Annotated in this window: 26 protein-coding genes; 21 read left to right on the top strand and 5 right to left on the bottom strand. The window is 73.3% G+C overall.

Annotated elements, in window-relative coordinates; genetic code table 11:
• The first annotated feature begins 53 nt into the window (after positions 1–53).
• The 5 genes from ACTHM3_RS14050 (at position 54) to ACTHM3_RS14030 (ending at position 4547) form a co-directional block, all read left to right on the top strand.
• Complete coding sequence (locus tag ACTHM3_RS14050; RefSeq protein WP_440406851.1) at positions 54–959, top strand: aldo/keto reductase; 906 nt, start codon at positions 54–56, stop codon at positions 957–959.
• A gap of 72 nt (positions 960–1031) precedes the next feature.
• Positions 1032–2093: a type III polyketide synthase gene (locus tag ACTHM3_RS14045; protein ID WP_440406849.1), complete on the top strand. Its 1062-nt coding sequence runs from the start codon at positions 1032–1034 to the stop codon at positions 2091–2093.
• Positions 2090–2629: an isoprenylcysteine carboxyl methyltransferase family protein gene (locus ACTHM3_RS14040; protein WP_440406848.1), complete on the top strand. Its 540-nt coding sequence runs from the start codon at positions 2090–2092 to the stop codon at positions 2627–2629. The genes ACTHM3_RS14045 and ACTHM3_RS14040 overlap by 4 nt, the downstream gene beginning before the upstream one ends.
• Positions 2626–3645: an NAD(P)/FAD-dependent oxidoreductase gene (locus ACTHM3_RS14035; protein WP_440406846.1), complete on the top strand. Its 1020-nt coding sequence runs from the start codon at positions 2626–2628 to the stop codon at positions 3643–3645. Before ACTHM3_RS14040 ends, ACTHM3_RS14035 begins: the two co-directional genes overlap by 4 nt.
• Positions 3646–3677: 32 nt before the next feature.
• Positions 3678–4547, top strand: coding sequence for an LLM class flavin-dependent oxidoreductase (locus ACTHM3_RS14030; RefSeq protein ID WP_440406844.1), 870 nt, complete (start codon positions 3678–3680; stop codon positions 4545–4547).
• Between the two features lie 65 nt (positions 4548–4612).
• Here the strand turns inward: ACTHM3_RS14030 and ACTHM3_RS14025 are convergent, their stop codons facing one another.
• Genes ACTHM3_RS14025 through ACTHM3_RS14015 form a run of 3 tightly spaced genes read right to left on the bottom strand, consistent with a single transcriptional unit; the run spans position 4613 to position 7197 of the window.
• Complete coding sequence (locus ACTHM3_RS14025; RefSeq protein ID WP_440406843.1) at positions 4613–5275, bottom strand: HAD hydrolase-like protein; 663 nt, start codon at positions 5273–5275, stop codon at positions 4613–4615.
• Positions 5275–5970 (bottom strand): endonuclease NucS, encoded by a 696-nt coding sequence (nucS, locus tag ACTHM3_RS14020; RefSeq protein WP_440406841.1) that lies wholly within the window; start codon positions 5968–5970, stop codon positions 5275–5277. The genes ACTHM3_RS14025 and nucS overlap by 1 nt, the downstream gene beginning before the upstream one ends.
• Positions 5971–5979: 9 nt before the next feature.
• Positions 5980–7197: an MFS transporter gene (locus tag ACTHM3_RS14015; RefSeq protein ID WP_440406839.1), complete on the bottom strand. Its 1218-nt coding sequence runs from the start codon at positions 7195–7197 to the stop codon at positions 5980–5982.
• 83 nt (positions 7198–7280) lie between these two features.
• Between ACTHM3_RS14015 and ACTHM3_RS14010 the strand changes: the two genes are divergently transcribed.
• Genes ACTHM3_RS14010 through ACTHM3_RS13995 form a run of 4 tightly spaced genes read left to right on the top strand, consistent with a single transcriptional unit; the run spans position 7281 to position 11384 of the window.
• Entirely contained in the window at positions 7281–8357 is a 1077-nt protein-coding gene (locus ACTHM3_RS14010; protein ID WP_440406837.1) for a LacI family DNA-binding transcriptional regulator, read from the top strand.
• A 47-nt stretch (positions 8358–8404) separates the two neighbouring features.
• Positions 8405–9313 (top strand): ATP-binding cassette domain-containing protein, encoded by a 909-nt coding sequence (locus tag ACTHM3_RS14005; RefSeq protein ID WP_440406835.1) that lies wholly within the window; start codon positions 8405–8407, stop codon positions 9311–9313.
• Positions 9313–10914, top strand: coding sequence for an ABC transporter permease (locus tag ACTHM3_RS14000; protein WP_440406833.1), 1602 nt, complete (start codon positions 9313–9315; stop codon positions 10912–10914). The genes ACTHM3_RS14005 and ACTHM3_RS14000 overlap by 1 nt, the downstream gene beginning before the upstream one ends.
• Positions 10911–11384, top strand: a complete 474-nt coding sequence (locus tag ACTHM3_RS13995; protein WP_440406832.1) for a GbsR/MarR family transcriptional regulator — start codon at positions 10911–10913, stop codon at positions 11382–11384. The genes ACTHM3_RS14000 and ACTHM3_RS13995 overlap by 4 nt, the downstream gene beginning before the upstream one ends.
• An 84-nt stretch (positions 11385–11468) precedes the next feature.
• On the opposite strand, the gene ACTHM3_RS13990 is transcribed toward ACTHM3_RS13995, so the two are convergent.
• Positions 11469–12458, bottom strand: coding sequence for an SDR family oxidoreductase (locus ACTHM3_RS13990; RefSeq protein ID WP_440406830.1), 990 nt, complete (start codon positions 12456–12458; stop codon positions 11469–11471).
• Positions 12459–12754: 296 nt separating this feature from the next.
• Between ACTHM3_RS13990 and ACTHM3_RS13985 the strand changes: the two genes are divergently transcribed.
• The 3 genes from ACTHM3_RS13985 to ACTHM3_RS13975 all read left to right on the top strand — a co-directional run bounded on the left by ACTHM3_RS13985 (position 12755) and on the right by ACTHM3_RS13975 (position 17534).
• The gene (locus ACTHM3_RS13985; RefSeq protein ID WP_440406828.1) at positions 12755–14713 is read left to right on the top strand and encodes a M13 family metallopeptidase; all 1959 of its coding nucleotides are present in this window, start codon (positions 12755–12757) and stop codon (positions 14711–14713) included.
• Positions 14707–15615, top strand: a complete 909-nt coding sequence (locus ACTHM3_RS13980) for a serine hydrolase (RefSeq protein WP_440406826.1) — start codon at positions 14707–14709, stop codon at positions 15613–15615. The genes ACTHM3_RS13985 and ACTHM3_RS13980 overlap by 7 nt, the downstream gene beginning before the upstream one ends.
• 224 nt (positions 15616–15839) lie before the next feature.
• The gene (locus tag ACTHM3_RS13975; RefSeq protein ID WP_440406825.1) at positions 15840–17534 is read left to right on the top strand and encodes a hypothetical protein; all 1695 of its coding nucleotides are present in this window, start codon (positions 15840–15842) and stop codon (positions 17532–17534) included.
• 310 nt (positions 17535–17844) lie between these two features.
• Here ACTHM3_RS13975 and ACTHM3_RS13970 read toward each other — a convergent pair whose 3' ends face one another.
• Positions 17845–19086 carry a glutamyl-tRNA reductase gene (locus ACTHM3_RS13970; RefSeq protein WP_440406823.1) on the bottom strand — a complete coding sequence of 414 codons (1242 nt, stop codon included), beginning with the start codon at positions 19084–19086 and terminating at the stop codon, positions 17845–17847.
• A gap of 59 nt (positions 19087–19145) precedes the next feature.
• On the opposite strand from ACTHM3_RS13970, the gene hemE reads away from it, so the two are divergent.
• The 9 genes from hemE (at position 19146) to ACTHM3_RS13925 (ending at position 26101) form a co-directional block, all read left to right on the top strand.
• The gene (gene hemE, locus ACTHM3_RS13965) at positions 19146–20204 is read left to right on the top strand and encodes a uroporphyrinogen decarboxylase (protein ID WP_440406821.1); all 1059 of its coding nucleotides are present in this window, start codon (positions 19146–19148) and stop codon (positions 20202–20204) included.
• Positions 20204–21472 carry a protoporphyrinogen/coproporphyrinogen oxidase gene (locus ACTHM3_RS13960; protein WP_440406819.1) on the top strand — a complete coding sequence of 423 codons (1269 nt, stop codon included), beginning with the start codon at positions 20204–20206 and terminating at the stop codon, positions 21470–21472. The genes hemE and ACTHM3_RS13960 overlap by 1 nt, the downstream gene beginning before the upstream one ends.
• A 34-nt stretch (positions 21473–21506) precedes the next feature.
• Positions 21507–21830 carry a YtxH domain-containing protein gene (locus tag ACTHM3_RS13955; protein WP_440406817.1) on the top strand — a complete coding sequence of 108 codons (324 nt, stop codon included), beginning with the start codon at positions 21507–21509 and terminating at the stop codon, positions 21828–21830.
• 12 nt (positions 21831–21842) lie between these two features.
• Positions 21843–22250 carry a phage holin family protein gene (locus tag ACTHM3_RS13950; protein ID WP_440406815.1) on the top strand — a complete coding sequence of 136 codons (408 nt, stop codon included), beginning with the start codon at positions 21843–21845 and terminating at the stop codon, positions 22248–22250.
• Entirely contained in the window at positions 22247–22459 is a 213-nt protein-coding gene (locus ACTHM3_RS13945) for a DUF3618 domain-containing protein (RefSeq protein ID WP_440406813.1), read from the top strand. Before ACTHM3_RS13950 ends, ACTHM3_RS13945 begins: the two co-directional genes overlap by 4 nt.
• 75 nt (positions 22460–22534) lie before the next feature.
• Positions 22535–23203: a hydrogen peroxide-dependent heme synthase gene (gene hemQ / locus ACTHM3_RS13940; protein WP_440406811.1), complete on the top strand. Its 669-nt coding sequence runs from the start codon at positions 22535–22537 to the stop codon at positions 23201–23203.
• The gene (locus ACTHM3_RS13935; protein ID WP_440406809.1) at positions 23200–24372 is read left to right on the top strand and encodes a ferrochelatase; all 1173 of its coding nucleotides are present in this window, start codon (positions 23200–23202) and stop codon (positions 24370–24372) included. The genes hemQ and ACTHM3_RS13935 overlap by 4 nt, the downstream gene beginning before the upstream one ends.
• Positions 24369–25328 (top strand): hydroxymethylbilane synthase, encoded by a 960-nt coding sequence (gene hemC, locus ACTHM3_RS13930; protein WP_440406807.1) that lies wholly within the window; start codon positions 24369–24371, stop codon positions 25326–25328. The genes ACTHM3_RS13935 and hemC overlap by 4 nt, the downstream gene beginning before the upstream one ends.
• Positions 25325–26101, top strand: a complete 777-nt coding sequence (locus tag ACTHM3_RS13925; RefSeq protein WP_440406805.1) for a uroporphyrinogen-III synthase — start codon at positions 25325–25327, stop codon at positions 26099–26101. The genes hemC and ACTHM3_RS13925 overlap by 4 nt, the downstream gene beginning before the upstream one ends.
• Positions 26102–26115: the final 14 nt, after the last annotated feature.

The following is a 26115-nucleotide window of genomic DNA, read 5'->3' as shown; positions in this document are numbered from 1 at the left end:
CGAGATTATCCCGGCGCGGGAATCGTTCGGGCGCGCAAGCAGTTGCCCCGAGCATGACCTCTCTCGACTTCGGGCCGCTCGTCCTCGGCGGCAACACCTTCGGCTGGACCTCCGACCGCGACGAGTCGTTCGCCGTCCTCGACGCCTTCGTGGCGGCGGGCGGTCGCGCGATCGACACGGCGGACGTGTACTCCGCGTGGGTGCCCGGCAACTCGGGCGGGGAGTCCGAGACGATCATCGGGGAGTGGCTCGCCTCCCGCGGTCGTCGCGACGACGTGGTGATCGGCACCAAGGTGTTCTCCTCGGCCGCCCGCCCCGGGCTCTCGCCCGACAACGTGCGCGCCGCCGTCGACGACTCGCTCCGCCGCCTGCAGACCGACCACATCGACCTGTACTACGCGCACCGCGACGACGACGCCGTGGATCAGGCCGACTACGTCGCCGTGTTCGACGAGCTCGTGCGCGCGGGCAAGATCCGCGAGGCGGGCGCCTCCAACTTCTCGGCCGACCGGCTCCGCAGCGCCGTGGGGATCGCACAGGCGGCCGGGCAGACCGCCTTCACCGTGGCGCAGGATCCCTACAACCTCGTCGACCGCGGCATCGAGGAGACCCTGGTGCCGACGCTGCTGGATCTCGGGATCGTGGAGGCGCCGTACTCGGCGCTCGCGAGCGGCTTCCTGAGCGGCAAGTACCGCCCGGGCGTGACGGTCGACTCCGCGCGCGCCGGCGGAGCCGCGAAGCTCCTCGAGGATCCGCGCAACGTCGAGCTGCTGTCGACCCTCGACGACGTCGCCGCGGCGCACGGCGTGAGCGTCGCCGCCGTCGCGCTCGCGTGGCTCCGGTCGCGGCCGTCGGTGGTCGCGCCGATCGCGAGCGCGCGCACGGAGGAGCAGCTGCCGGACCTCGTGCAGTCGTTCGGGCTCGAGCTGACCGACGAGGAGATCGCCCGCCTCGGCTGACCCGCCCTGAGCCTCTCCCGGGAGCCGCGATCGATCCGACCGGCGGCTCCCGGGCGGTGGTACGTTCCGGAAATGTCGCGCATCGTGGCGGTCGCCCCCGCGCTCCCGGAACACGCCTACACCCAGGCCGAGATCGCCGCCGAGATCGGCTCGCTGATCACGCACGACGCGACCCGGCTGGCGTTGCTCTCCCGCTTTCATGCCGCCAGCGGCATCGGTCATCGGCATCTGGTGCTGCCGCTCGAGCGCTACCGCGATCTGCACGGGTTCGAGGAGGCCAACGACCTCTGGCTGCGGGAGGGGACGGCGCTCGCCGCACGCGCCGTGACGTCCGCGCTCGATGCCGCCGGGCTCCGGCCGACGGACGTCGACCATCTGCTCTTCACGTCGGTGACGGGCATCGGGGCGCCCTCGATCGACGCGCGGCTCGTGCCGGTGATCGGACTCCGACCCGACGTCAAGCGGATGCCCTCGTTCGGCCTCGGGTGCGTGGCCGGCGCCGCCGGGATCGCACGCGTGCACGACTACCTGCTCGGGCATCCCGACGACATCGCGGTGCTGCTCTCGGTGGAACTGTGCTCGCTGACCCTGCAGCGCGACGACGACTCCACGGCGAACTTCGTCGCGAGCGGGCTGTTCGGCGACGGCGCGGCGGCGGTCGTCGTCGCGGGGGAGCGGCGGGCCGAGGCGCTCGGCCTGCCCGGACCCGAGATTGTCGACACCCGCAGCGCGCTCTACCCCGACAGCGAGAGCGTCATCGGCTGGGACATCGGCGGCACCGGGTTCCGGATCGTGCTGACCGCGGAGGTCGCGCAGACCATCGACGCGAACATCGGCGGCGATGTCGACCGGCTCCTCGCCGAGCACGGCATGGTCGGCGCGGACATCGGGACCTGGATCGCGCATCCCGGCGGCCCGCGAGTGCTCGAGGCGTTCGAGAAGGGGCTGCGGCTGCGGCGAGCGGACCTCGAGCCGAGCTGGCGCTCGCTCGACGCCGTCGGCAACCTCTCGTCGTCGTCCGTGCTGCATGTGCTCGCCGACGTGATGGATCAGCCGGAGGGGACCCACGGGATGCTGTTCGCGCTCGGACCGGGCGTCACGAGCGAGTACGTGCTGCTGCGGTGGGCGGCGTGAGCGCGATCCTCTTCACCGCGCTGATCCTGCTGACCGGCGGGGAGCGCATCGTCGAGATGGTGGTGTCCCGACGGAACGCCGCCTGGTCGTTCGCGCGCGGCGGCGTCGAGCACGCCCGGCGGCAGATGGCCTGGATGGTGCCCCTGCACGTCGGGCTCCTCGTCGGCGCGATCGCGGAGGTGTGGTTGCTCGAGCGGCCGTTCCTCCCGGCGCTCGGCTGGCCCATGCTCGTCGTCGCGCTGCTCTGCCAGGCGGGGCGGTGGTGGATCATCGCGACGCTCGGACCCCGCTGGAACACCCGGGTCATCGTCGTCCCCGGGCTCGCGCCGGTCGCGCGGGGGCCGTACCGGGTCGGGTGGTTGCGGCATCCCAACTACGTCATCGTGGCGATCGAGGGCATCGCGCTGCCGCTCGTGCACACGGCGTGGATCACGGCGCTCGTCTTCACGGTGCTCAACGCGATCCTGCTGCTCGGGTTCCGCATCCCGGCCGAGGACCGCGCGCTGCGGTCGGCCGCGGAGGGGGTGCCGGCGTGACCCACGTCCTCGTCGCCGGCGGCGGGCCGGTCGGGCTCGCGACGGCGATCGAGGCACGGCTGGCCGGGTTCGAGGCCACGGTCGTCGAACCGCGCTCGGGCGTGATCGACAAGGCCTGCGGCGAGGGGCTCATGCCGGGCGCGCTCCCGGCGCTCGCCCGGCTCGGCGTCGACCCGCGCGGGTTCCCGCTGCTCGGGGTCCAGTACCGCGACGCCCGGCGCGCGGTCACGCACCGCTTCCGGCGGGGCTCCGCGCTCGGGGTGCGACGGCTGGAGCTGCACGGAGCGCTGCGCGCGCGGGCCGCGGAGCTCGGCGTGCGGACGACGCTCGGACGGGTGGAGTCGGTGGTGCAGGACGCCGACGGCGTCGAGGCCGCGGGCATCCGGGCGGATTGGCTGATCGCCGCGGACGGGCTGCATTCGACGGTCGCGGGGCTCGTCGGCCTCGACCGCGGCGCTCCGACCGCACGCCGGCGCTACGGCCAGCGCCGCCACTACGATCTCGCCCCGTGGACGGACCTCATCGAGGTGCACTGGACACCGCTCGGGGAGCTGTACGTGACCCCGACCGCGGACGACGGGATCGGCATCGCGCTCCTCGCGCGTCGCGGCGTGCGCTTCGACGACGCGCTCGCGGCCGTGCCGGGGCTCGCCGCGCGGGTCGACGGCGCCGCACCGCGGAGCGAGCTCCGGGGAGCCGGGCCGTTCCGCCAGCGCCGCCGGTCGCGGGTGGCGGGCCGGGTGCTGCTCGTGGGCGACGCCTCCGGGTACGTCGACGCGCTGACGGGCGAGGGGATCCGCATCGGGCTCGCGCAGGCGCGGGTCGCGATCGCGGCGCTCGCGGCCGGCGATCCCGGGTCGTACGAGCGCGCGTGGCGACGCGTGACGCGGGAGTTCCGGATGCTGACCGCGCCGCTGGCGGCGCTCGCCGCATCCCCCGCGCAGCCGCTCGTCGTGCCGCTCGCGCGCACCGCCCCGTTCCTCTTCCACGGCGCGGTGGAGCGCATCGCCCGCTGAACCGCGTCGGTGACGGGCGGCAGACTGGACCCATGCCCACCCTCGGCGTCATCTTCCAGCCCTCCTTCCCGCCCGAGCAGCTGCGCGCCGCCGCGCAGCACGCCGAACGCGTCGGCATCCGGGAGCTCTGGGTCTTCGAGGACTGCTTCAAGGAGTCCGGCATCGCCTCCGTCGTCGCCGCGCTCGCCGCGACCGAGCGGATCACGATTGGGGTCGGGATCCTGCCGATGCCGCTGCGCAATGTCGCGATCCTCGCGATGGAGATGGCGACGATCGAGCGGATGTTCCCGGGGCGCGCCCGCTTCGGCGTCGGGCACGGCGTGCTCGACTGGATGGGGCAGGTCGGCCGCCGGGTGGCGTCGCCGCTCACCCTCATGCGCGAGTACGTGCCCGCGCTGCGCGGTCTGCTCGCGGGCGAGGAGCTGAGCGTCGACGGCCGCTACGTGCACCTCGACGGGGTACGGCTCGACTGGCCGCCGCGCGGGCGGGTGCCGGTGCTCGCCGCGGGGGAGGGGCCGAAGACGATCGCGCTGACCGGCGAGGTCGCGGACGGGACCGTGCTCACGGCCGGCACGAGCGCCGGCATGGTGCGCGACACGGTCGCATCGATCGCGGTTGCGCGCCGGGACGCTGGTCGCGACGGGGAGCACGAGGTCGTGCTCTTCCTCATGGCGGAGTTCGGCGAGGACGCGGCGGAGCGCATGGAGGCCGAGTTCGACCACTGGCACCTCGAGGGCGAGCGCCGGTTCGCCGCGACGGGCTCCGACGACGAGATCGAGGCGACCGTGCGGTCGATGCTCGACGCGGGCGCGACGACGGTGCTGCTGCAGTCCCGCGCGTCCGAGGACGACTTCATCGGCTATCTCGACGCGGTCGCCCGTATCGCGCATCGGGTCGAGTAGCGCCGACGGCGCGTATCGAGACCCCGGATGCGCGGGCTCGAGGGTCTCGATACGCCGCTGCGCGGCTACTCGACCCGCGTGAAGGCGAGTTCGCGGCCGAGGTCGTCCACGTCCTGCGCGATCGCGATCGCCCCCGCCGACTCCTCCGGCGCCCCGTACCCCCACGCCACGACGATCGTCGGCACCCCGTTCGCCGCGGCGCCCTCGACATCGTGGTGCCGGTCGCCGATCAGCACCGGTCGGCTCGTGTCGGCCCCGTGCTCCCGCAGCCGCTCGAGCGCGAGCGCCACGACGTCCGCCTTGGCGCTCCGACGCTCGTCCTCGCTCGCGCCCGTGATGACGTCGATCTCGTCGAGCAGGCCCTCACGCCCCAGGATCGCGCGTGCGAGCGACTCGGGCTTCGACGTCGCGAGGGAGGTGGGCACGCCGTCCGCGTGCAGCTCGCGCAGCAGCTCCGGCACGCCCGGGTACGGGGTCGCCTCGAAGACGCCGACCGCGCGGTAGCGCTCCCGGTAGAGCGCGAGCGCGGCCCGCGCGTCGGTCTCGTCGAGCCCCGCGAGCTCGCGGAACGCGTCGAGCAGCGGCGGCCCCACCCAGGCGAGCATCTCCGTCGGCGACGGGATCGGCATCCCGAGCCGCTCGAAGGTCCACGCGAGGGTCGCCGTGATGCCGGGCGCCGAGTCGACGATGGTGCCGTCGAGATCCCAGAGGATCGCGGAGTAGCGCATCAGAACAGCCGGGCGTGCCCGGTGTCGACCCCGCGCATCGCGTCGTAGTCGAGCAGCAGGCAGCGGATGCCGCGGTCCTCGGCGAGGGTGCGCGCCTGCGGCTTGATCTCCCGGGCGGCGAACACCCCGGTGACGGGGGCGAGAAGCGGATCGCGGTTCATGAGCTCGAGATAGCGGGTCAGCTGTTCCACGCCGTCGATGTCGCCGCGCCGCTTGATCTCGACCGCGACCGATCGGCCCGCCGCGTCGCGCGCGAGGATGTCGACCGGTCCGATCGCCGTCATGTACTCACGCCGCACGAGCGTGTGGCCCTCGCCGAGCAGCTCGATCTGCTCGGCGAGCAGCCGCTGCAAGTCGTCCTCGACGCCCGACTTCTGCAGGCCCGGGTCGACGCCGAGCTCGTGCGAGGAGTCGTGCAGGATCTCGTGGATCGAGATGACGAGCATGTCGGCCGTCTTCGCGTGGGTCACGCGCCAGACCTCGGCGACCCCGACCGCGGCGAGGTCCTCGTCGACCTCCTCGACGGCGAGCGTCGCCGGCGGGCTCATCCAGTTGAGCGGCTTGTAGCTGAGGGAGTCGGAGTGCACGAGCACCGATCCGTCGCCCTTCAGCACGAGCAGCCGCGTCGCGAGCGGGAGGTGCGCCGACAGCCGCCCCGCGTAGTCGACGGAGCACTTCGCGATGACGAGACGCACCCCGCGAGTCTAGGAGCGGTCCGCGACCGCATCCGCCCGCCGCGGAGGCCGGGCCGCGGGGATCGCGACGGCCGCCGCGACGATCAGCCCGAACACGATCCACAGCGCGGTCAGCACGCCGGTGTGCTGACCCACGAAGCCGATGACCGGGGGTCCGATGAGGAACGCGGCGTAGGCCAGGGTCGCGACCGCGCTCACCCGGGCGGTCGCCTTGGCGGGCTCGTCGCCGGCCGCCGACATGCCGACCGGGAAGCCGAGCGACGCCCCGAGGCCCCAGAGCACGACGCCGATCCCGCCGATCAGCGGATCCGGCACGAGGATCACCACCGCGAGCCCGACGAGCGCCGAAATCGCCGCGCCGCGCAGCACCGCCACGCGGCCGAAGCGGTTGAGGAGCGGGACGCCGACGATCCGCCCGATCGTCATCGCCGTCGCGAAGGCGCCGAACGCGAGCGCGGCCTGGCCGTCGGTCACGTGCCGGTCGTCGTGGAAGCCGATCGCGAGCCAGTCGTTCGCGGACCCCTCGGCGAACGCCATCCCGAGCATGATGAGGCCGATGAGGAGCGTGCGCGGCTCCGCCCACACCGACATGCGCTCGCGGAAGGTGAGGCGCGGCTCCGCCTCGGTCTGGGCCTCGAGGTCGGGGACGAAGCGCGTGGTGACGACCGCGCCGACGACGATGACCACGCCGATGAGACCGAAGTGCACGAGCGGCGGGATGCGGGCGAACGCGGCGATCGAGCCGACGCCGGCGCTCACGACCGAGCCGAGGCTCCAGGACGCGTGGAACCACGGCATGATCGCCTTCCCGCTCGCCCGCTCGACGCCCGTGCCCTCCACGTTCATCGCGACGTCGCAGATCGAGCTGCAGGCGCCGTACAGGGCGAGGAAGCCCCACGCGACGCCGTAGGAGCCCAGTTCGGCGCCGAGGCCGATCCCGACGACGGCGATACCGCATCCCGCCAGCGTGATGAGGATCGTCCGACGCCCGCCGAGCCAGTGCACGAGGTGGCTCGAGAGGAGGAGGCCGAGGATCGCGCCGAGTGAGCCGGCGACGATGAGCACGCCCATCTGCGACACCGAGATGCCGAGGTCGGCGCGGAGCGTCGGGGCCCGGGAGATGACCGAGGCGAGCCCCAGGCCGTTCACGGCGAAGATCGCGAAGACGGCGGTGCGCCAGGCGCGCACGCGGGGGTCGCGGGTCGTCGTCATCGCGGCAGCGGACACGGCGTGATCCTTGCAGTCGTAGGGGAAGGATTTCGGCGATCGAATCGATTCGACTCGAATCGTTTCGAGTAGCGTATCCAGCCATGGATGCGCGGGCAACCCGACCCACGCTCTCCGCGGTCGCGCGGCGGGCGGGCGTGTCGGTGTCGACGGCGTCGCTCGTCTTCAGCGGGGCGGGCCCGGTCGCCGAGGCGACGCGGGCGCGGGTGCTCGAGGCGGCGGCCGACCTCGACTACGGGGGGCCGGATCCGACGGCGCGTTCCCTCCGCCGCGGGCGCTCGGGGGTGATCGGCCTCGTGACCGAGGACAAGCTGGTCGACGCGTTCCGCGATCCCGTCAATCTCGCGCTCATCGACGCGCTCGGCGAGGAGCTCGGCGACGAGCGGCTCGGACTGCTCGTCCTGCCGATGGCCGGCGTCGGCGGGCTGGATCCGGGCGAGGCGGCGCTCGACGTCGCGGTGCTGCTCGGCTGCAGCACGACCGTCTCCGACCCCGTGGCGTCGTTGCGGCGACGCGGCGTGCCGATGATCGGCGTCGAGACCGAGCCGCTCGATGGGGTGGCGGCGATCGACCTCGACAACCGGGCCTCCAGCGCGACGGCGGCGCGGCTCCTGGCCGACCTCGGTCACGAGCGCGTCGCGGTCGTGACGCTGCCGCTCGAGTCGGCGCACGTGCGCGGACCGTTGAGCCCCGAGCGGGAGGCGGCCGGCTCGGCGCACGTCGTGCGGGAGCGGCTCGCGGGCGTGCGCGAGGTGTTTCCGGCCGCGGGCGGCGTCTCGGCGGGGGCGAGCTCGGTCGACGAGGGGCTGCGGGCCGGCCGCGCTCTGCTCGACGTCGCCGCCGGCGACCGCCCCACCGCGATCCTCGCGCAGAGCGACCTGCTGGCCGCGGGGGTGGTGCTCGCCGCGGACGAGCTCGGCGTCGGGATCCCGGAGGAGCTCAGCGTCGTCGGCTTCGACGGCATCCGCCTCGACGGCGTGCTGACGCGTCCGCTGACCACCATGGCGCAGCCGATCGCGGCGAAGGGGCGCGCCGCCGGGCGCGCGGTGCTCGCCGCGATCCGCGGGGAGCACGTCGAGTCGGTGGAGCTGCGCTGCGAGCTGCGCGACGGGGCGACGACGGGGCCTGCGCCGTCTGCGACGAGCGGCGGCCGGTCCTAACGTTTTCTATATTCACGATTTCGTGAAAGAAGCGTATGGTCACCGGCATGACCAACGCGATCGAGGCCGACGGCCTCGTCAAGACCTTCGGCCGCACCCGCGCCCTCGACGGGCTCGACATCACGGTGGCCGAGGGCGAGGTGCACGGATTCCTCGGGCCGAACGGCGCCGGGAAGTCGACGACGATCCGGGTGCTGCTCGGGCTGCTGCGGGCACGGGACGGTCGTGCGTCGGTGCTCGGCCGCGACCCGTGGCGCGACGCGGTCGCGATCCACCGCGACGTCGCCTACGTGCCCGGCGACGTCGCCCTCTGGCCGAACCTCTCCGGCGGCGAGACCATCGATCTGCTGACCGGGATGCGCGGGGGAGCCGACCCCGCCCTCCGCGCGCGGCTCCTCGACGACTTCGAGCTGGATCCGAGGAAGAAGGGCCGCGGCTACTCGAAGGGCAACCGGCAGAAGGTCGCGCTCGTCGCCGCCTTCGCCCGGCCCGCGAGGCTCTACATCCTCGACGAGCCGACGAGCGGGCTCGACCCGGTGATGGAGTCGGTGTTCCAGGCCGAGGTGCGCCGCGTCGCCGCCGACGGCGCGACCGTGCTGCTCTCGAGCCACATCCTCAGCGAGGTCGAGCAACTGTGCGAGCGCGTCACGATCGTCCGCGCCGGGAAGGCCGTCGAGTCCGGGACCCTCGCCGAGCTGCGCCACCTCACGCGCACGAGCATCCGCGTCACGACCGCCGCGGACGCCGCCGCGATCGCGCACCTCGACGGCGTCCACGACCTGCAGCAGGAGGCCGGGGCCCTCGTCTTCGACGTCGACACCGATCGGCTGCAGGGCGTACTCGGGACGCTGACCGCTGCCGGGGTCTCGACGCTCACCGCGACGCCGCCCTCGCTCGAGGAGCTGTTCCTACGCCACTACGGCGACCGGCTCCCGCAGCAGGAGGAGGCGGTCTGATGATCCGCGTCCTGGGGCTGCAGCTGCGACGCGACCGCGTCACGATGGCGGTCTGGATCCTCGCCACCGCGCTCGTCGCGCTCGGCAGCGTCGCCGCCGTCGTCAAGGAGTACGGCGCGCACCACGAGCAGGTCACGGTCCTGCGGCTGGCGCTCGCGAACCCGTCGGTGCTCGCCTTCCGCGGTGCGCCGGCCGGCGCGAGCACCGGCTCGATCCTGTGGTTCGAGCTGTTCAGCTGGCTCGCCGTCGTGGTCGGGCTCATGAACACGTTCTTCGCGACCCGGCACGGCCGGGCCGATGAGGAGAGCGGGCGGCGCGAGCTCGTCGCCGCGACGCCCATCGCCCGCTCGGCGCCGCTCGCCGCGACCCTCGTGCTCGGGGTGGTCGCGAACCTGCTGCTCGGGGCGCTGCTCGCCGGCGCGTTCGCCAGCGGCGGGGTCGACGCGGGCGGGGCCCTCCTGGCGGGCACGACCTTCGCGGTCACCGGGCTCGCCTTCCTCGGTGTCGGCCTCCTGGTCGGGGAGCTCGCCCCGACGGGTCGGTCGGCCAACGGGATCGGCGCCGCCGTCGTGATCGCCTCGTACGTGCTCCGGGCGGCGGGCGACGCGATCGGCCGGGGGCACCTCGACTCCCTCACCCTCGACCCGGCCTGGCCGTCCTGGATCTCGCCGATCGGCTGGGGGGAGCAGACGCTCGCGCTGAGCGAGAACAGGGTCGCGCTCCTCCTGCCGGGTCTGGCGCTCGCGATCGTGACCGTCGTCGCCGCGTTCGCGGTTCACGCACGGCGCGACCTCGGGGCGAGCGTCCTGCCGGAGCGCCCCGGCCGCGCGACCGCCTCGCCCGCGCTCCGCGGAACCTTCGGTCTCGCCTGGCGGCTGCACCGGCCGGCGCTCATCGGCTGGGCGGCGGGCGGCGCGGTCCTCGGCGTCGCGACCGGATCCCTCGCCCATGCCGTCGGCGACCTCACCACGTCGGGCAGCCCGGAGATCGTCCAGACCCTCCAGCTCATCGTCCCGGGCGGGCGCGACCAGCTCGTCTCCCTGTTCCTCGGCGTCATCATGCTGCTGGTCGGCCTGCTCGCCGCGGCGGCCGGGATCCAGGGCGCGCTGCGGTTCCGGCAGGAGGAGGCCGAGGGCCGGGCCGAGCTGCTGCTCGCGGAGCCCGTGTCGCGGTGGCGCCTCCTGCTCGACGCGTGGGTGATCGGCGCGCTCGCCGCGATCGTCGTGATGGGCGCGGCCGGGGTGCTCGGCTGGCTCAGCCTGGTCGGCTCCGACGCGGATCAGGCGGCCCACGCGCTCGAGCAGGCGCTCATCGAGCTGCCGGCGGCACTGGTGTTCGCGGGGATCGCGGCCGTCGCCGTCGCGGTGCTGCCCCGGGCGGCCGTCGCCGCGACGTGGGCGCTCTTCGCGATCGCGATCGTGATCGGGCTGTTCGGTCAGCTCCTCAAGCTGCCCAAGCGGGTGATCCAGGCGAGCCCCTTCGACCACGTGCCGAACGTGCCGTTCGACGACTGGGGGCCCAGCGCGATCCTCATCACGGTCGACATCGCCCTCGCGGTCGCCGCGGTCGTACTCATCCGTCGGCGAGACTTGACGGCATGAGCGACGACGGCGAGGTGGTTCAGCGCTTCATCCAGGAGGTGGGGGCGGACCTGGCCAACCAGGGCTTCCCCCGGATGCCGGCGCTCGTCCTCCTCGCCCTCATGTCGTCGGAGACCGGGCGCCTGACCTCCGCGGAGATCGGCGCGGAGCTCGGGGTCAGCGCCGCCGCCATCTCGGGCGCCGTGAAGTACCTGCAGCTCGTCGGATTCATCCGGGTGCTGACCGAGCCGGGCGGGCGCAAGCACGTCTACTCGATCGCCGACACGCCCTGGTACACGGCGTCGCTGCGGGCGGCGCCGCGGTTCCAGGAGAACGAGGTACGGATGCGCGAGGCCGCGTTCGCCCTCGCATCGCGCCCGGCGGCGCAGCAGCGCATCGAGGAGCTGGCCGACTTCTACGCGTTCATGGGCCAGCGGCTGCCGGAGCTGCTGCGCGAGTGGAACGAGCAGCGCGCCGCCGACGCGGGGTGAGCCTCGGGGCCCGATCCCGCGCCGATTCGTCGCATCCGCGCTACGGAATGCCGCCGCGGGTGCGACGAATCGCACTGCCGCAGGTCAGCTGCCGTACTTCGCGATGAGCGCGTCGAGCATCGCGTCCTGGGCAGGATCGATCCCGCCGCGCGCCGGGTCGGCGTCGTACCAGGCGACCATCTCGGCGGCGCCCTGCCAGTACGGGGTCGTCGCCACGAACTCCGGAACCAGGGCCTTCACCTTGGAGTTGTCGAACATCACCGAGTGCGCCTTGTCCCCGACGAGGCCCGGTCCCTCCTCGGGGTAGTTGCGCGCGATCGCGTCGCTCGCCACCCGGACCAGCTGCGGGTCCGGCGCTCCGGCCGCGCGGGCGATGATCTGGAAGATCTGGTTCCACGTGAGGGCCTCGTCGCCCGTGATGTGGAACGCCTCGCCGATGGCGCGGCGGTTGCCGAGCAGCCCGACGAGCGCGACGGCGAGGTCGCGCGCGTGGGTGAGGTGCCAGAGGCTCGTTCCGTCGCCGTGTACGACGACGGGCTTGCCGGCCCGCATGCGCTCGACCGCGGTCCAGCGTCCGAAGATCGGCACCGAGTGGCTCGTGTAGGTGTGCGACGGCCGGATGATCGTCATCGGGAACCCGTCGTTCCGGTACGCGGCGACGAGCAGATCCTCGCTCGCGATCTTGTCGCGCGAGTACTGCCAGAACGGGTTGCGCAGCGGCGTCGACTCGGTGATCGGGAGCCGCTCGACCGGCTTCTGGTACGCGGAGGCCGACGAGATGAAGACGTATTGCCCGGTCCGGCCGCGGAAGAGCTGGATGTCGGCCGCCACCTGCTCCGGCAGGAAGGCGCGGAAGTTGACGACGACGTCGAACTCGCGGTCGCCGATCGCCGCGGCGAGCGACGCCGGGTCGCCCGCGTCGCCGCGCAGGGTCTCGACGCCCCGCATCGAGTCCGGCACGGGCGTCGTGCCCCGGGTGACGATCGCGAGGTCGTGCCCGCGCCGCAGGACGAGCTCGCTCACGGAGGTGGAGATGGTGCCGGTGCCGCCGATGAAGAGGATGCGAAGAGCCATGGGCGCAACGCTACGACCCTCCGTCGGGCTCCGCGGCGGTTCTCGGGCGCTCCACCGGACAGGTGGCCTCCTCCGTTCGCCCCCTCCGTTCGCCCCTCCTCCGTCCGCCCCTCCTCCGTTCGCCCCCTCCGCCAAGCGGAAAGTTCAGGTGAAGCCCCTCGTGTCGGGCCGGAGAGGCTCCGGCGTGCGGCATGGCGCCTGAACTTTCGACACAGGGCGCTCCCCCAGGAACCCAGGAGCCCGGGAACAGGCGCGGCTCCCGGAGGAGCGGAGCCGCGCCGTCCTAGGCTCGACCCATGAGCGAACCCACCGCATCCGGCATCGAGACGAACGAACTGGATCCGGCGGTCCGCCCGCAGGACGACCTCTTCCGCCACGTCAACGGCAGGTGGATCGAGCGCACCGAGATCCCCGCCGACAAGGCCCGGTACGGCTCGTTCTACGTCCTCGCCGAGCAGGCCGAGAAGGCGGTCCGCGACATCATCGAGGACGCGCGGTCGGCCGAGCCAGGCACGGAGGCCCGCAAGGTGGGCGACCTCTACACGAGCTTCATGGACGAGGCCCGCATCGAGGAGCGCGGCTGGCGCGCGATCGCCGGGGACCTCGCGGTCGCCGCCGCCGTCGACTCCATCCCGGCGTTCCTCTCCTCGCTCGGGAGCCTCGAGCGCAAGGGTGTCGGCGGCTTCTTCGCCGCCTTCGTCGACAACGACCCGGGCGATCCGGAGCGCTACCTCGTGTTCCTCGAGCAGGGCGGTCTCGGCCTGCCCGACGAGTCGTACTACCGCGAGGAGGCGTTCGCCGAGATCCGCACCGCGTACGTCGCCTTCCTGGGACGGATGTTCGCGCTCGCCGGCATCGACGCCGACGCGCAGCGGGTCTTCGACCTCGAGACCGAGATCGCGAAGGCGCACTGGGACAACGTGCGCACCCGCGACAGCCAGGCCACCTACAACCCGATGCCGTGGTCGAAGGTCGAGGAGCTCGGCGGCGAGGCGGGCGCCGGCTTCGGGGTCTGGCTCGAGGCGATGGGCGCCCCCGACGGCTCGTTCGACGAGGTCGTCGTGCGCGAGCCGTCCTTCGTCACCGGGGTCGCCGCGCTCCTCGACGACGAGCACCTGGAGGCCTGGCGCGACTGGCTGCACTGGCAGGTCATCCGCTCCTCGGCCGCCTACCTGCACGCCGAGGCCGTGCAGGCGAACTTCGACTTCTACGGCACGACCCTGACCGGCGCGCCCCAGCTGCGCGACCGCTGGAAGCGCGGCGTCTCCGTCGCCGAGGGCGCGATGGGCGAGGCCGTCGGCAAGGTCTACGTCGAGCGGCACTTCGCGCCGAGCGCCAAGTCCGCGATGGACGCGCTCGTCGCGAAGCTCGTCGAGGCCTACCGCGAGTCGATCACCGGGCTGGAGTGGATGACCGAGGAGACCCGCGCCCGCGCGCTCGACAAGCTCGCGAAGTTCACGCCCAAGATCGGCTATCCCGACGTGTGGCGCGACTACTCGACGCTCGAGATCACGCCCGACGACCTCATCGCGAACGTGCGCGCGTCGACCGAGTTCGAGTTCCAGCGCGAACTCGGCAAGATCGGCAAGCCGATCGACCGCCACGAGTGGTTCATGACGCCGCAGACCATCAACGCGTACTACAATCCGGGCTTCAACGAGATCGTGTTCCCCGCGGCGATCCTCCAGCCCCCCTTCTTCTCGGAGGAGCGGGATGCGGCCGCCAACTTCGGCGCGATCGGCGCGGTCATCGGCCACGAGATCGGCCACGGCTTCGACGACCAGGGCTCGCAGTACGACGGCGACGGGCGGCTCACCAACTGGTGGACGGATGCCGACCGCGCCGCGTTCGAGGAGCGCACGAAGGCGCTCATCGCCCAGTACGACGCGCTCGAGCCGAAGCAGCTCCCCGGCCACCACGTCAACGGCGCCCTCACCATCGGCGAGAACATCGGCGACCTCGGCGGACTCGGGATCGCCTGGAAGGCCTACCTGCTCTCCTTGGAGGGCCAGGAGCCGCCGGTCATCGACGGCATGACCGCGGCCGAGCGCTTCTTCCTCAGCTGGGGCCAGGCGTGGCGTGCGAAGCTCCGCGACGCGGAGGCGCTCCGGCTGCTCTCGATCGATCCTCATTCCCCGAATGAGTTCCGGTGCAACCAGATCGTCCGTAACATCGACGTGTTCCACCAGACGTTCGCCACGACGGCGAGCGACGCCCTCTGGCTCGACCCCCAGGACAGAGTGACCATTTGGTAGACGTCTCGGCCGCTCACGAGCGCCGTGAGCGCGTGCGCACCCCCCGCACGCCTCGCCACCGTGCGCCGGAGACGGCCGAGAACTTCAGCGCGAGCTTCACGGCGCTCGGCGGCCTCGCTTACGAGGGCGCCCAGGTGTCGGCGGCGGTGACCGACCTCGACACCGGGCGCAGCCTCCTCGCGATCGACGAGCGGATCGTGCTGCCCACCGCCTCGGTCGGCAAGATCCTGCTGCTCATCGAGGTGTCGGCACGGTTGACCGAGCGGGAGTCGTCGGCCTACGGGATCCTCGACAAGACCCCGCAGGACGCGGTCGGCGGCCCGGGGCTCTGGCAGCACCTGCAGGCGCCGTCGCTGCCGGTCGCCGACCTCGCCGCCCTGGTCGGCGCCACGAGCGACAATCTCGCGACGAACGTGCTGCTGCGCCAGGTGGGGCTGCAGGCGGTCCGTGAGCGCACCGAGTCGCTCGGGCTTCTCCGCACGGCGCTGCTCGATCTGGTGCGCGAGACCCGCGGGCCGGACGACGCGCCCCAGCTCTCCGTCGGCTCCACGGCGGAGCTCGCGTGGCTCTTCGGTGCCCTCGCCCGCGGCGAGGCCGTCGACACCGCCACCTCGAGCCGGGTGCTCGGCTGGCTCTCCCTCGGCTCCGACCTGTCGATGGTCGCGAGTGCTTTCGGCCTCGACCCCTTCGCGCACCGCGGCACCGACCACGGCATCCTGCTCGTCAACAAGACGGGGACGGATGCGGGCGTGCGCAGCGAGGCGGGCGTCGTGCGCGGTCCCCGGGCCGCGGTGTCGTACGCGGTGTCGGTGCAGTTCCGCGACGACGGGGTCGCGACGAGGCTGCGCGTGCGCGACGCGCTGCACGTGATCGGGCTGGACCTCCTCGAATACCTGCACTGAGCATCCGGCGGGTGATTCTCCACATCCCCCGCCCGGGGGGCTTGTGTCCGCAAGATGGGGGACTGATATTGTGGTGCGGTCCGCTCGACGCCGGGTCTCCCCCCGCCCGGTGTCTCCCCCCCAGGGCGGATGGCTCGCTGAGAGCGGCATGACCGGGTGACCGGCGTGTCGTGAGTCTGATTTTCGGCATCCCCCCGTGCCGCGCTTATAGAGGACAGCCCCCGATGTTCCGTAAGACACTCGCCGCTGCGACGACCGCTCTGGTCGCGGCGATCTTCACGTTCGGCGCGGTCGCAGCGCCCGCCTCCGCGGACGGCGTGTCCGATCCTGCTGCGCCGGCGTCGACGGTGACCACCGACGCCGGCGCGGCAGGAGCGAGTGACCCCACGACCCCCGCTGCGGGGTCCACCGACAGCACCCCCTCGGCGCCTCCGGCGCAGCCGAGCGCGCCCGATGCCGCAGCCCCTGCGCCGGACGGGTCCTCCGCTCCGACCTCGACCACGCCCGCGCCCACCGCGATCGTGCGCTCCGCCGCCGCTCCCGCGGTCGCGCCGACCAAGCAGTGCCTGCCGAGTTCCGCCGTGAGCTACACCTACCAGGGGCTGCAGAAGATCAACGCCGGTGTGGTCACCGTGGTCAATCCCGATCCGACGGTCTACACCGACTACCTCTGCCAGGGCTTCTACGTGACGGCAGCGGGCTGGCGCTTCCTCAATCTCGAGGGCCAGAGCTACATGTGGCCGCAGGGCATCCTCGGGTACAACGAGGCCAACGGCGGCAATCCGATCGTGCATGTCGGCACCTACGACTTCGGATTCCCCGTGACCTGCGGGCAGGGCGACATCTACGCGTCCTACTCGCCGATCGAGAAGCCCTCCGGCATCCTCGAGAGCCCGTCGAAGCCGTACCAGGAGCACTTCCTCCAGGGGATGTTCACGGGCCCGTGGCCCACGTCGATGTGGACGGGCCCCAGCGACAGCGTCGGCCAGTACTGCGACGTCCTCGACGACAAGAAGATCGCCCCCGAGGTCACCACGCAGTGCAGCGCACCGCGGATCAGCTGGACCGACCAGCCCGGCAAGGTGACCTACGCGCTCACCAAGGGTGACGGCGTGACCGGCGAGAACGAGGTGACCGCGACCGCCGGCGCCGGGTGGGTCTTCCCCGACAACACCACGACCCACGTCTACACGTTCGACCTCGACGACTCCTGCGGTGTGGTGCCCGGTGATCCCTCGTCGACGCCCGCCGTGTGCACCGACGGCGTGGTCGGCAACGGCACGATCAACGTCGACCTGCAGCCCGGCGTGCTCGAGTACGCGGTGACCTACCCGGGCGGCACGACCTCTGCGGTGACCACGCCGACGATCTCGGCTCCGGTCGGGAACTACACCGTGCATGTGTCGGCCGCTCCGGGGCACACTCTGCAGAATCCGGGCCGCTGGACCGTCATCGGGCCGAACAGTTGGCAGCTGGCGGTCTCGGTGCTCCCGCCCCTCGACTGCGGCGGTCAGTTGCCCACCGACGCCGTGCTGCCCACCTTCGTGAAGCCGTTCGACGCGACCTGCTCGACCGGGCGGGGCAGCATCCAGGTGGGTCCGACCGCGGACTACCTCACCGTCATCGACTACTTCATCGACGGCGTCAAGGTCACCCAGCCGACGACGTCGGTCTCGACCGGGGCCCACACGGTCACGGCCGCGGTGAACCAGACGACCGCTCCCGGTGACACCCTGGACAACCCGGGCCCGTGGAACGTGACCGTCGGTGCGGATGCGACCGCATGCGGTCAGCTGAAGACGCTGGCGCTGACGGGGACCTCACCGAACGGCCCCCTCATGGCGGCCGGAATCCTCCTCCCCGCCGGCGCAGCGATGCTGCTCGGTGCGGCCCTCATCCGCCGACGCCGCGAGCAGTAGGCAGCAGTCGGAACCCGAGCCGGTGCCCTGTCCTGGAAGCTGAGAGCCAGGGCGGGGCACCGCTCTGGACGCTCGTCGATGAGCGTCCAGAAGCCGCGGAGCGAGACACCGTCTCGCTGATCCCCCACGCGGCTCCCTCTCAGCCGGGGGAACCCCCGACCCACGCGCGCTGAGAGACCGGCCGGTGGCCGGAACCCGGGGTCGTGAGCGAGAGCTCGCGGCCCCGGGCGCATCCCTCGCCGCGGTGCCGCGGAAAGCGGATCCGGTCGGCGCTGAGAAGCGACCGGCACCGCTCGCCGGCGGACGCGGCCTACGCGCTCGCGTCGCGCCGGCCGTCGAGGCGGTCCTCGGTCTCCACCCGGAGGCCGAAGACCGCCTCCAGCCCCCGCTCGAACTCCGCCGCGCGTCCCTCGCTCGCGAGCGCCCGCGCCCGCACCGAGGGCCCGTGCACGAGCACCCCGGCGAGGTGCCGCATCGCGGTCAGGGTCGTCTCGTCGGCGCCCCTGGCGGCGGCACGGGCCAGCTCGCTCTCGAGCACGCCGAGCACGTGGCGGCGGAAGGCGACGATGCCGGGAGCCGCGGCCCGCTCGGCCGCGTACTCCGCGACCGCCGCGCCGACCATGCGGTGCGCGTCGACGCCGAGTTCCGGCAGCGGAGCGTGGAGGGCGAGGATCTCGAGGTCGAGCAGCTCGACACCCGGCAGCGCGCCGACGGCGGGGTCGACGTTGCGCGGCAGCCCGAGGTCGATCACGAGGCGGCTGCGCCCGTCGGCCGGCGGCTCGGCCGGGATGTGCTCGGGCACCACGGTGTAGCGGGCCGTGCAGGTGATCACGAGGTCGGCGTCGGCGATCGCGTCGCGGAGGTCGTGCTCGGCGCGCGCGCCGAAGCGCAGCGCGAACCCGTCGGCCCGCCCGGTGGCGGAGAACACGCGGATGTCGGTGGCGCCGCGCGCGCGGAGCCCGGCGATGGTCGTCGCGGCGTACTGGCCCGTTCCGACGACGAGCACGGCCTCGCGCGCCCAGTCGGTGACCCGGCTGGAGGCGAGGTCGAGCGCGAGGCGCGCGACCGACCGGCCCGCGCCGCCGAGGTCGACGGCCGAGCGGACGGAGCGCGAGGTGCGCGCAGCGCGCTGGAAGACGGCGTCGAGCTCTCCGCTCACGGTGCCCTCGGCGCGCGCCGAGGTGAGCGCGCGCTGCACCTGACCGCTGATCTCGTCCTCGCCGAGGACCATGGACTCCAGCCCCGCGGCGACCGCGAAGAGGTGCCGGGCGACCTCGTCGCCCTCCATCGTGCGGGCCGACGCGCGCACCGCGGTCGCGTCGTCGCCCGCCGCGTCGCCGAGCGCGGCGAACACCAGATCGGCTGCGCGCGGCAACTCATCCGGCTCGACGTCGAGGTACGCCTCGAACCGGTTGCAGGTGGCCAGCACGATCGCGCCGTTCACACCGTCGGTGCCGGCGAGCCGCTCCGCGGTGCCCTCGACGCGCCGCGAGACCCGGTCGAGGACGTCGAACTCGGTGTCGCGGTGACTCGCGGTCACGCAGAACAGCACGTCCTCCAGGGTACCCCGCCGAATCCGAACGCTCAGGCTCGAGCACCTAGCCTGGAACCGTGACTCTGCCAGCCGGCCACCCGCTCTCCGACGGGCTGACCGCCACCTCTCCGCTCGTGCGTGCCATGCGCGGCGACCGCCCCGACACGCGCCCCGTCTGGTTCATGCGCCAGGCCGGCCGTTCGCTGCCGGAGTACCGGGCGGCGCGCGAGGGCACCGAGATGCTCGACGCCTGCCTCACCCCCGACCTGGCGGCCGAGATCACCCTCCAGCCGGTGCGGCGGCACGGCGTCGACGCGGCGGTGTACTTCAGCGACATCGTCGTGCCGGTGCTGCTCTCCGGCGTCGGCGTGCGCATCGCGCCGGGCCGCGGCCCGGTCATCGACGAGCCGGTGCGCACGGCGGCCGACGTGCTGAAGCTCCGGCCGGTCGACCCGAGCGCCTTCGCCCCGATCCGCGAGGCGGTCGGGATCGTGGTGGCGGAGCTGGGCTCCACGCCGCTCATCGCGTTCGGCGGGGCACCCTACACACTGGCCTCCTACCTGGTCGAGGGCGGCCCCTCGAAGGATCAGCTGCGCACGCGGGCGCTCATGGTCTCCGACCCGCACACCTGGGCCACGCTCCTCAACTGGTGCGCCGACGTCACGGGCGCGTTCCTCCGAGCGCAGGTCGAGGCGGGGGCGAGCGTCGCGCAGCTCTTCGACTCCTGGATGGGCACGCTCTCCCGCCGCGACTACCAGCGTCGCGTCCTTCCGCACTCCCGTCGCGCGTTCGACGCCCTCCGTGGCACCGACGTCCCGCGGGTGCACTTCGGTCTCGGCACCGGGGAGGTGCTCGACCTCCTCCCGCTGACCGGGGCGGACGTCATCGGCGTCGACTGGCGGCTGCCGCTCGACGCGGCGGTGGAGCGCCTCGGCACCCCGCTGCCGATCCAGGGCAACATCGACCCGGCCTACCTCTTCGCGCCCTGGGACTTGCTCGCGGCCCACGCGCGCGACGTCATGCAGCGCGGGGAGGCCGCGCCCGCGCACGTCGTCAACCTCGGCCACGGCGTGCCGCCCGAGACCGACCCCGACGTGCTGACCCGGCTCGTCGCCCTGGTGCACGAGGAGCGGTAGTGCCGGAGCGCGTCGACGAGGTCGTGGTCGGCGGCGGCGTCGCCGGGCTCGTGCTCGCCCGACGGCTCGCGATGGCCGGCCGTCGCGTCGTCCTCCTGGAGGCCTCCGACCGGCTGGGCGGTCAGGTCCGTCGCGTGCGGGTCGCGGGCATCGACGTGGACGGCGGGGCGGAGTCGTTCGCCACCCGCGGCGGCGTCGTGGCGCAGCTCGCGACCGAGATCGGTCTCGGCGGCGAGATCGTCGCGCCCGTCGCCTCCCCCGCCTGGCTCTACCGCGCCGACGGGACGGCGCAGGCGCTGCCGGCGACCAGTCTGCTGGGCATCCCCGGCGTGCCGCTCGCCGCCGACGTAATCGCGGCCGTCGGCACCCGGGCGGCCATGCGGGCGCAGCTCGACGTGGTGATGCCCGCGACCGTCGGCGCGGACGCGACGACCCTCGGCGAGCTGGTCCGCCGCCGGATGGGCGACGCGGTCCTCGAAGAGCTCGTCGATCCGATCGTGCGCGGCGTCCACTCGACCCGCGCGGACGACCTCCCCCTCGACCGGGCGAACCCCGGCCTGCGTGCCGCGCTCCTCCGCGAAGGATCGCTCGCGCACGCCGTGTTGAGCCTGCGCGAGAGCGCGACGGCCGGATCCCAGGTCGGCGGCATCCGCGGCGGGATGGCGCGGCTCGTCGACGAGGTGACCGCCGACCTCGAGCTCTTCGGGGTCGACGTGCGGCGGGGCGCCGCGATCGATCTCGGCGCGGTCACCCCCGAGCGCGCCGGCGGCGTCGAGGGCCGCGTGACCCTGGCCACGGCCGCGCCGACCGGCGACGACCGTCTCGTCTCGGTCGTCGTGCTCGCCGTCGACGACCCGGCCCTCGACGACGCCCCGCGCGGCACGGGCCTCCTCGTCGCGGCGGAGGCGCCCGGCGTGCGGGCGCGCGCCCTCACGCACCTCACCGCCAAGTGGGAGTGGATGCGGGAGCAGGCCGCCGGGGTGCACCTGCTCCGCCTCTCCTATGACCGCCACGACCTCACCGACCCGGCGGAGACCGCGCGGGCCGACGCCTCCGCGCTGCTCGGCATCGACCTCCCGAGCCCGCTGGACGTGGCGGTCGTCCCGTGGCGCCGCGCGGTCGCGCGCACTCATGCCGTTGACGGAATGCATCGGATCGGGGAGGCTGAGAGCGGAACGGGCCTGGCCGCGGTGATCGGCGCCGCCGAGCGCGAAGCAGGGAGGCTCCTGGGCGCGCTGTCGGGCGGGACCGACTCCGCGACAGACTGATGAGGACTCTCCTCCTCGACCGAAGGGAACGCCCATGAAAGGCAAGCTCCTCTTCATCGCCGGCCTCGGCGTCGGCTACGTGCTCGGCACGCGCGCCGGCCGCGAGCAGTACGAGAAGCTCAAGACGCAGGCCGCCCGCCTCTGGAACGACCCGCGCGTGCAGAAGCAGGTGGATGCGGTCGAGGACTACGTGAAGGACAAGGCGCCCGAGGTCGCCGAGATCGTCGCCGACAACGCCAAGAAGGTCGTGCGCCAGATCTCCAACCGCAAGCCCGCCTCGACGACGACGCGGACCCGGTCCTCGTCGTCCGGGGCGAATCGGTCGACCGCGTCGAAGCCGCGGTCCGCCGAGAGCTGATCGGCGGCCGCCATGGCCTCCGCCACCCGCTCCCCCTCCCTCGTCGAGCTCGTCAGTGAGCTGCCGGGTCGCGTCACCGACCTGGTCCACGCGGAGATCCAGCTGCTGAAGACCGAGGTCATCGGCAAGATCAAGTCGCTCGGCATCGGTGCGGGCCTGCTGCTCGGCGCCGTCATCGTGCTCGGCTTCATGTTCGGCGTGCTGCTGACCGCAGCGATCCTCGCTCTGTCGCTCGTCCTGCCGGGCTGGCTGGCGGCGCTGCTCGTCGCCGCGGTCCTGCTGATCGTGGCGGTGATCCTGGCGCTCATCGGCTGGCGCGTCCTGAAGCGCGGGATCCCGCCGATCCCGAGCGAGTCCCTTCACAGCCTGCAGAGCGACGTCCGCACCATCCGCGGACTCGGGAAGCGAGGAGCCGCATGACCACCGTGGACGAGGCCCGGGATCAGGCCGCCCAGGCGCGACGCGATCTCGAGCGGACGCTCGACGCCCTCGAGGACAAGCTCAACGTCCCGAAGCGCGTCGGCGAGGCGTATCGGGCCAACCCGCTCCTCGTGGTCGGCGTGGGCGTCGGGATCGCGGCGGTCGCCGCCGGCCTCATCGTCTGGGCCGTCGTCGCGAATCGCGACTGATCCCTCCCGGCCGCGCGTTCAAGCTGAGCGCTCGCTGATTAACCCCTGACCCGGAGTCGGGGTGAGGATGGTCGCGTGAGCGGCCCGACTCCCGAGCCCAACGCGTATGCGCTGTGGGCGGTCTTCCGGCGCGATCCCGAGTGGCGCGCCCAGTCCGAGGAACCCGTCGTCGACTCGCCGGAGGCCGCCGTGGGCGACGCCGTCGAGGTGCGCGGGTTCTACGACGTCTCCGGCCTGCGCGCCGACGCCGACCTCATGGTCTGGCTCGTCGGCCGACAGGCGCAGGAGCTCCAGGAGGCGCTGCGCCGGCTCCGGCGCACCGCCCCCTTCCACGAGATGGCGCCGGTGTGGAACGTCATGGGCGTGCACCGCGACGCCGAGTTCAGCCCGGATCACTCCCCCGCCTTCGCGCGCGGGCTCGCCCCGAAGGGATGGGTGACGGTCTACCCCTTCGTGCGCTCGTTCGAGTGGTACCTGCTGCCGGACGCCGAACGGCGCGAGCTGCTCGCCGAGCACGGGCGCCGCGGCTCGCAGCACTCCACCGTGCAGCCCAACACGGTGGCCGCGTTCGCGCTCGGCGACTACGAGTGGATCCTCGCCCTCGAGTCCGACGACCCGATCGATCTCGTCGACCTCATGCGCGACATCCGTCACACCCGGGCACGTCTGCACGTGCGCGAGGAGATCCCGTTCTACACCGGGCGCCGGATCGAGGCCTCCGAACTCGGCGAGGTCGCCCGATGACGCACATCACCAACAACGGCGGCCCGGTCCTCGCCGCGACGCCGCCGGCGGCGGCGGGACCCGAGCACGTCGAGGTCCCGGTCGCGTACGACGCGATCGTGCTCGCCGGCTTCGGCGGCCCGGAGGGGCAGGATGACGTCATCCCGTTCCTCCGCAACGTCACCCGCGGCCGCGGCATCCCCGACGAGCGTCTCGAGGAGGTCGCGCACCACTACCGCCACTTCGGCGGGGTGAGCCCGATCAACCAGCAGAACCGGGAGCTGAAGGCCGCCCTCGAGGCGGAGCTCGCCTCCCGTGGCATCGACCTGCCGGTCATCTGGGGCAACCGCAACTGGGATCCGTACCTGGCCGACGCGCTGCGCGAGGCGAAGGAACGCGGCTTCACGACGCTCCTCGGCCTGGCCACGAGCGCCTACAGCTCCTACTCGTCCTGCCGGCAGTACCGCGAGGACTTCGCGATGGCGCTGGAGGCGACGGGTCTCGAGGGCGAGCTGCGGATCGACAAGGTGCGCCAGTACTTCGACCACCCGGGCTTCGTCACGCCGTTCGTCGACGGATTGCGCACGGCGCTCGCCGACCTCGCGGATCGCGGCGTCGCCGACTCCGCGATCCGCGTTCTGTTCGCGACCCACAGCATCCCCACCGGCGACGCGGAGCGGTCCGGCCCGCGCGACCGTGACTGGCCCGCGGGCGGGGCGTACCCGACGCAGCACCTCGCGGTCGCGGAGGTGGTCATGGGCGAGGCCGGAACCACCGTCCCCTGGCAGCTCGTCTACCAGAGCCGCTCCGGCCCGCCCACACAGCCGTGGCTCGAGCCCGACGTCAACGACGTCATCGCGGAACTGCCCGGCGAGGGCGTCGAGGCGGTGGTCATCGTGCCGCTCGGCTTCGTGAGCGACCACATGGAGGTGCTCTGGGACCTCGACACCGAGGCCACGGAGACCGCCGAGGGGCATGGCCTCATCGCCATCCGCACGCCGACGCCGGGCACGCACCCGGCCTACGTGCGCGGCCTGGTGGACCTCGTGATGGAGCGCGTGCAGGGCGTCCCGACCGCCGATCGGCCCGCGCTCACCGAGCTCGGCCCGTGGTTCGACGTCTGCCGCCCCGGTTGCTGCGAGAACGCACGCCTCGGGTTCAAGCCGGCGATCTCCGGGATCGCGCCGTGAGCCCGTCCTCCTCGGACCGGCCGCTGCGGATCGGCACCCGCGGCTCGGCGCTCGCGCTCGCGCAGGCGGGCCCGGTCGCCGAGCGTCTCGGCGCGGAGCTCGTCGTGATCGAGTCGGGGGGCGACCGCGACCGCAGCACCCCGCTGGCGGCCCTCGGCGGCAGCGGCGTGTTCGTGACCGCCCTGCGCGAGGCGCTCGCGGCGGGCGAGGTGGACGCCTTGATCCACTCGTACAAGGATCTGCCGACCGCACCCGCCGACGGTCTGACGATCGCCGCCGTGCCCGCCCGCGGCGATGCGCGCGACGTGGTCGCCGCCCGCGACGGGCTGACCCTCGCGGAACTGCCCGAGGGCGCCCGGGTCGGCACGGGATCCCCGCGCCGCCGGGCTCAGCTGCTCGCGCGTCGGGGCGACCTCGACGTCGTCGACATCCGCGGCAACGTCGACACGCGGCTCGGCCGGGTGGGCGGTGAGGACGCCGGGATCGAGTCGGACCGCCGGCTCGACGCCGTCGTCCTCGCGGCCGCCGGCGTGGAGCGCCTCGGGCGCGGCGACGTCGTCACCGAGACCCTCTCGCTCGCCGGTTGGCCGACCGCCCCCGCCCAGGGCGCGCTCGCGATCGAGGCGCGCACCGCGGAGACCCCCAGCGCCCTCCGCCGGGTCGAGCATCAGCCGTCCCGGCTCGCGGCCGAGGCCGAGCGCGCCGTGCTCCGCCGCCTGGAGGCCGGATGCGCCGCCCCGCTCGGCGTGCACGCCCTGCTGGAGGACGGGCTGCTCTTCGTGAGCGCCCGCGTCTACGCGCTCGACGGGGGCTCCTCCCTCACCAGCTCGCACGCGATGTACGCCGCCGACGTGCGCGATCCCAGCGAGGAGCTCGCCGCCCGGGTCGCGGACGAGCTGCTGGAGCTCGGCGCGGCCGAGCTCGCCCCGCTCGGCGCCGCGGGGGAGTCGGCGTGAGCCCGGCCGCCGACAAGCCGGCCGCCGACAAGCCGCTCGCCGGGTGGCGAGTGCTCGTTCCGCGCGGCGGCACGTGGGGCGACGGCGTCTCGGCCTCGCTGCGACGGTACGGCGCCGTGCCGGTGGTCGCGCCGCTCATCAACTTCGCCTCCGCCGAGGACCCGACCCGGCTCGCCCACGCGCTGCAGGAGCTCGGGGCGGGCGCCTACGACTGGCTCGTCGTCACGAGCGCGACGACGGTCGACGTGCTCGTCAGCCAGAGCACGCGCGTGCCGGGGTCGACCCGCATCGCCGCCGTCGGCGAGACGACGGCCGCGGCCCTCGCACTCGCCGGCTACCGCGTCGACTTCGTGCCGACGGGCGACAACTCCGCGCGCGGGCTCGTGAAGGAGTGGCCCGCGAGCGACATCCGGGGGCGCGTGCTGATCCCGCAGTCCGACATCGCCGAGCCGACCCTCGTCGCCGGGCTCGAGCAGCTGGGCTTCGCAGTCGAGTTCGTCACCGCGTACCGGACCGTCGGCGTGCCGGTCGCGCCCGAGATCCGTGCCGACGTCGCCTCCGGCCGCATCCGCGGCGTCCTCGTGACGTCCGGCAGTGTCGCGCGGCAGATCGCGACGCAGCTGGCGCCGCTGCCCGACGGCACCGTCATCGCGTGCATCGGGCCGCGCACCGCGTTCGACGCGCGCGCCGCGGGACTCACCGTGCACGTCATCGCCGACGAGCGGAGCGCCGACGCGCTCGTCGACGCGCTCGCCGACTACGCCCGGTCCTAGAGCCCGAGGAGATC

This window comes from Pseudolysinimonas sp. (assembly GCF_051954455.1).
Classification (GTDB): Bacteria; Actinomycetota; Actinomycetes; order Actinomycetales; family Microbacteriaceae; genus Pseudolysinimonas.
The sequence above is the reverse complement of the archived record's forward strand: the minus strand, read 5'-3'. Positions and strand labels throughout refer to the sequence as shown.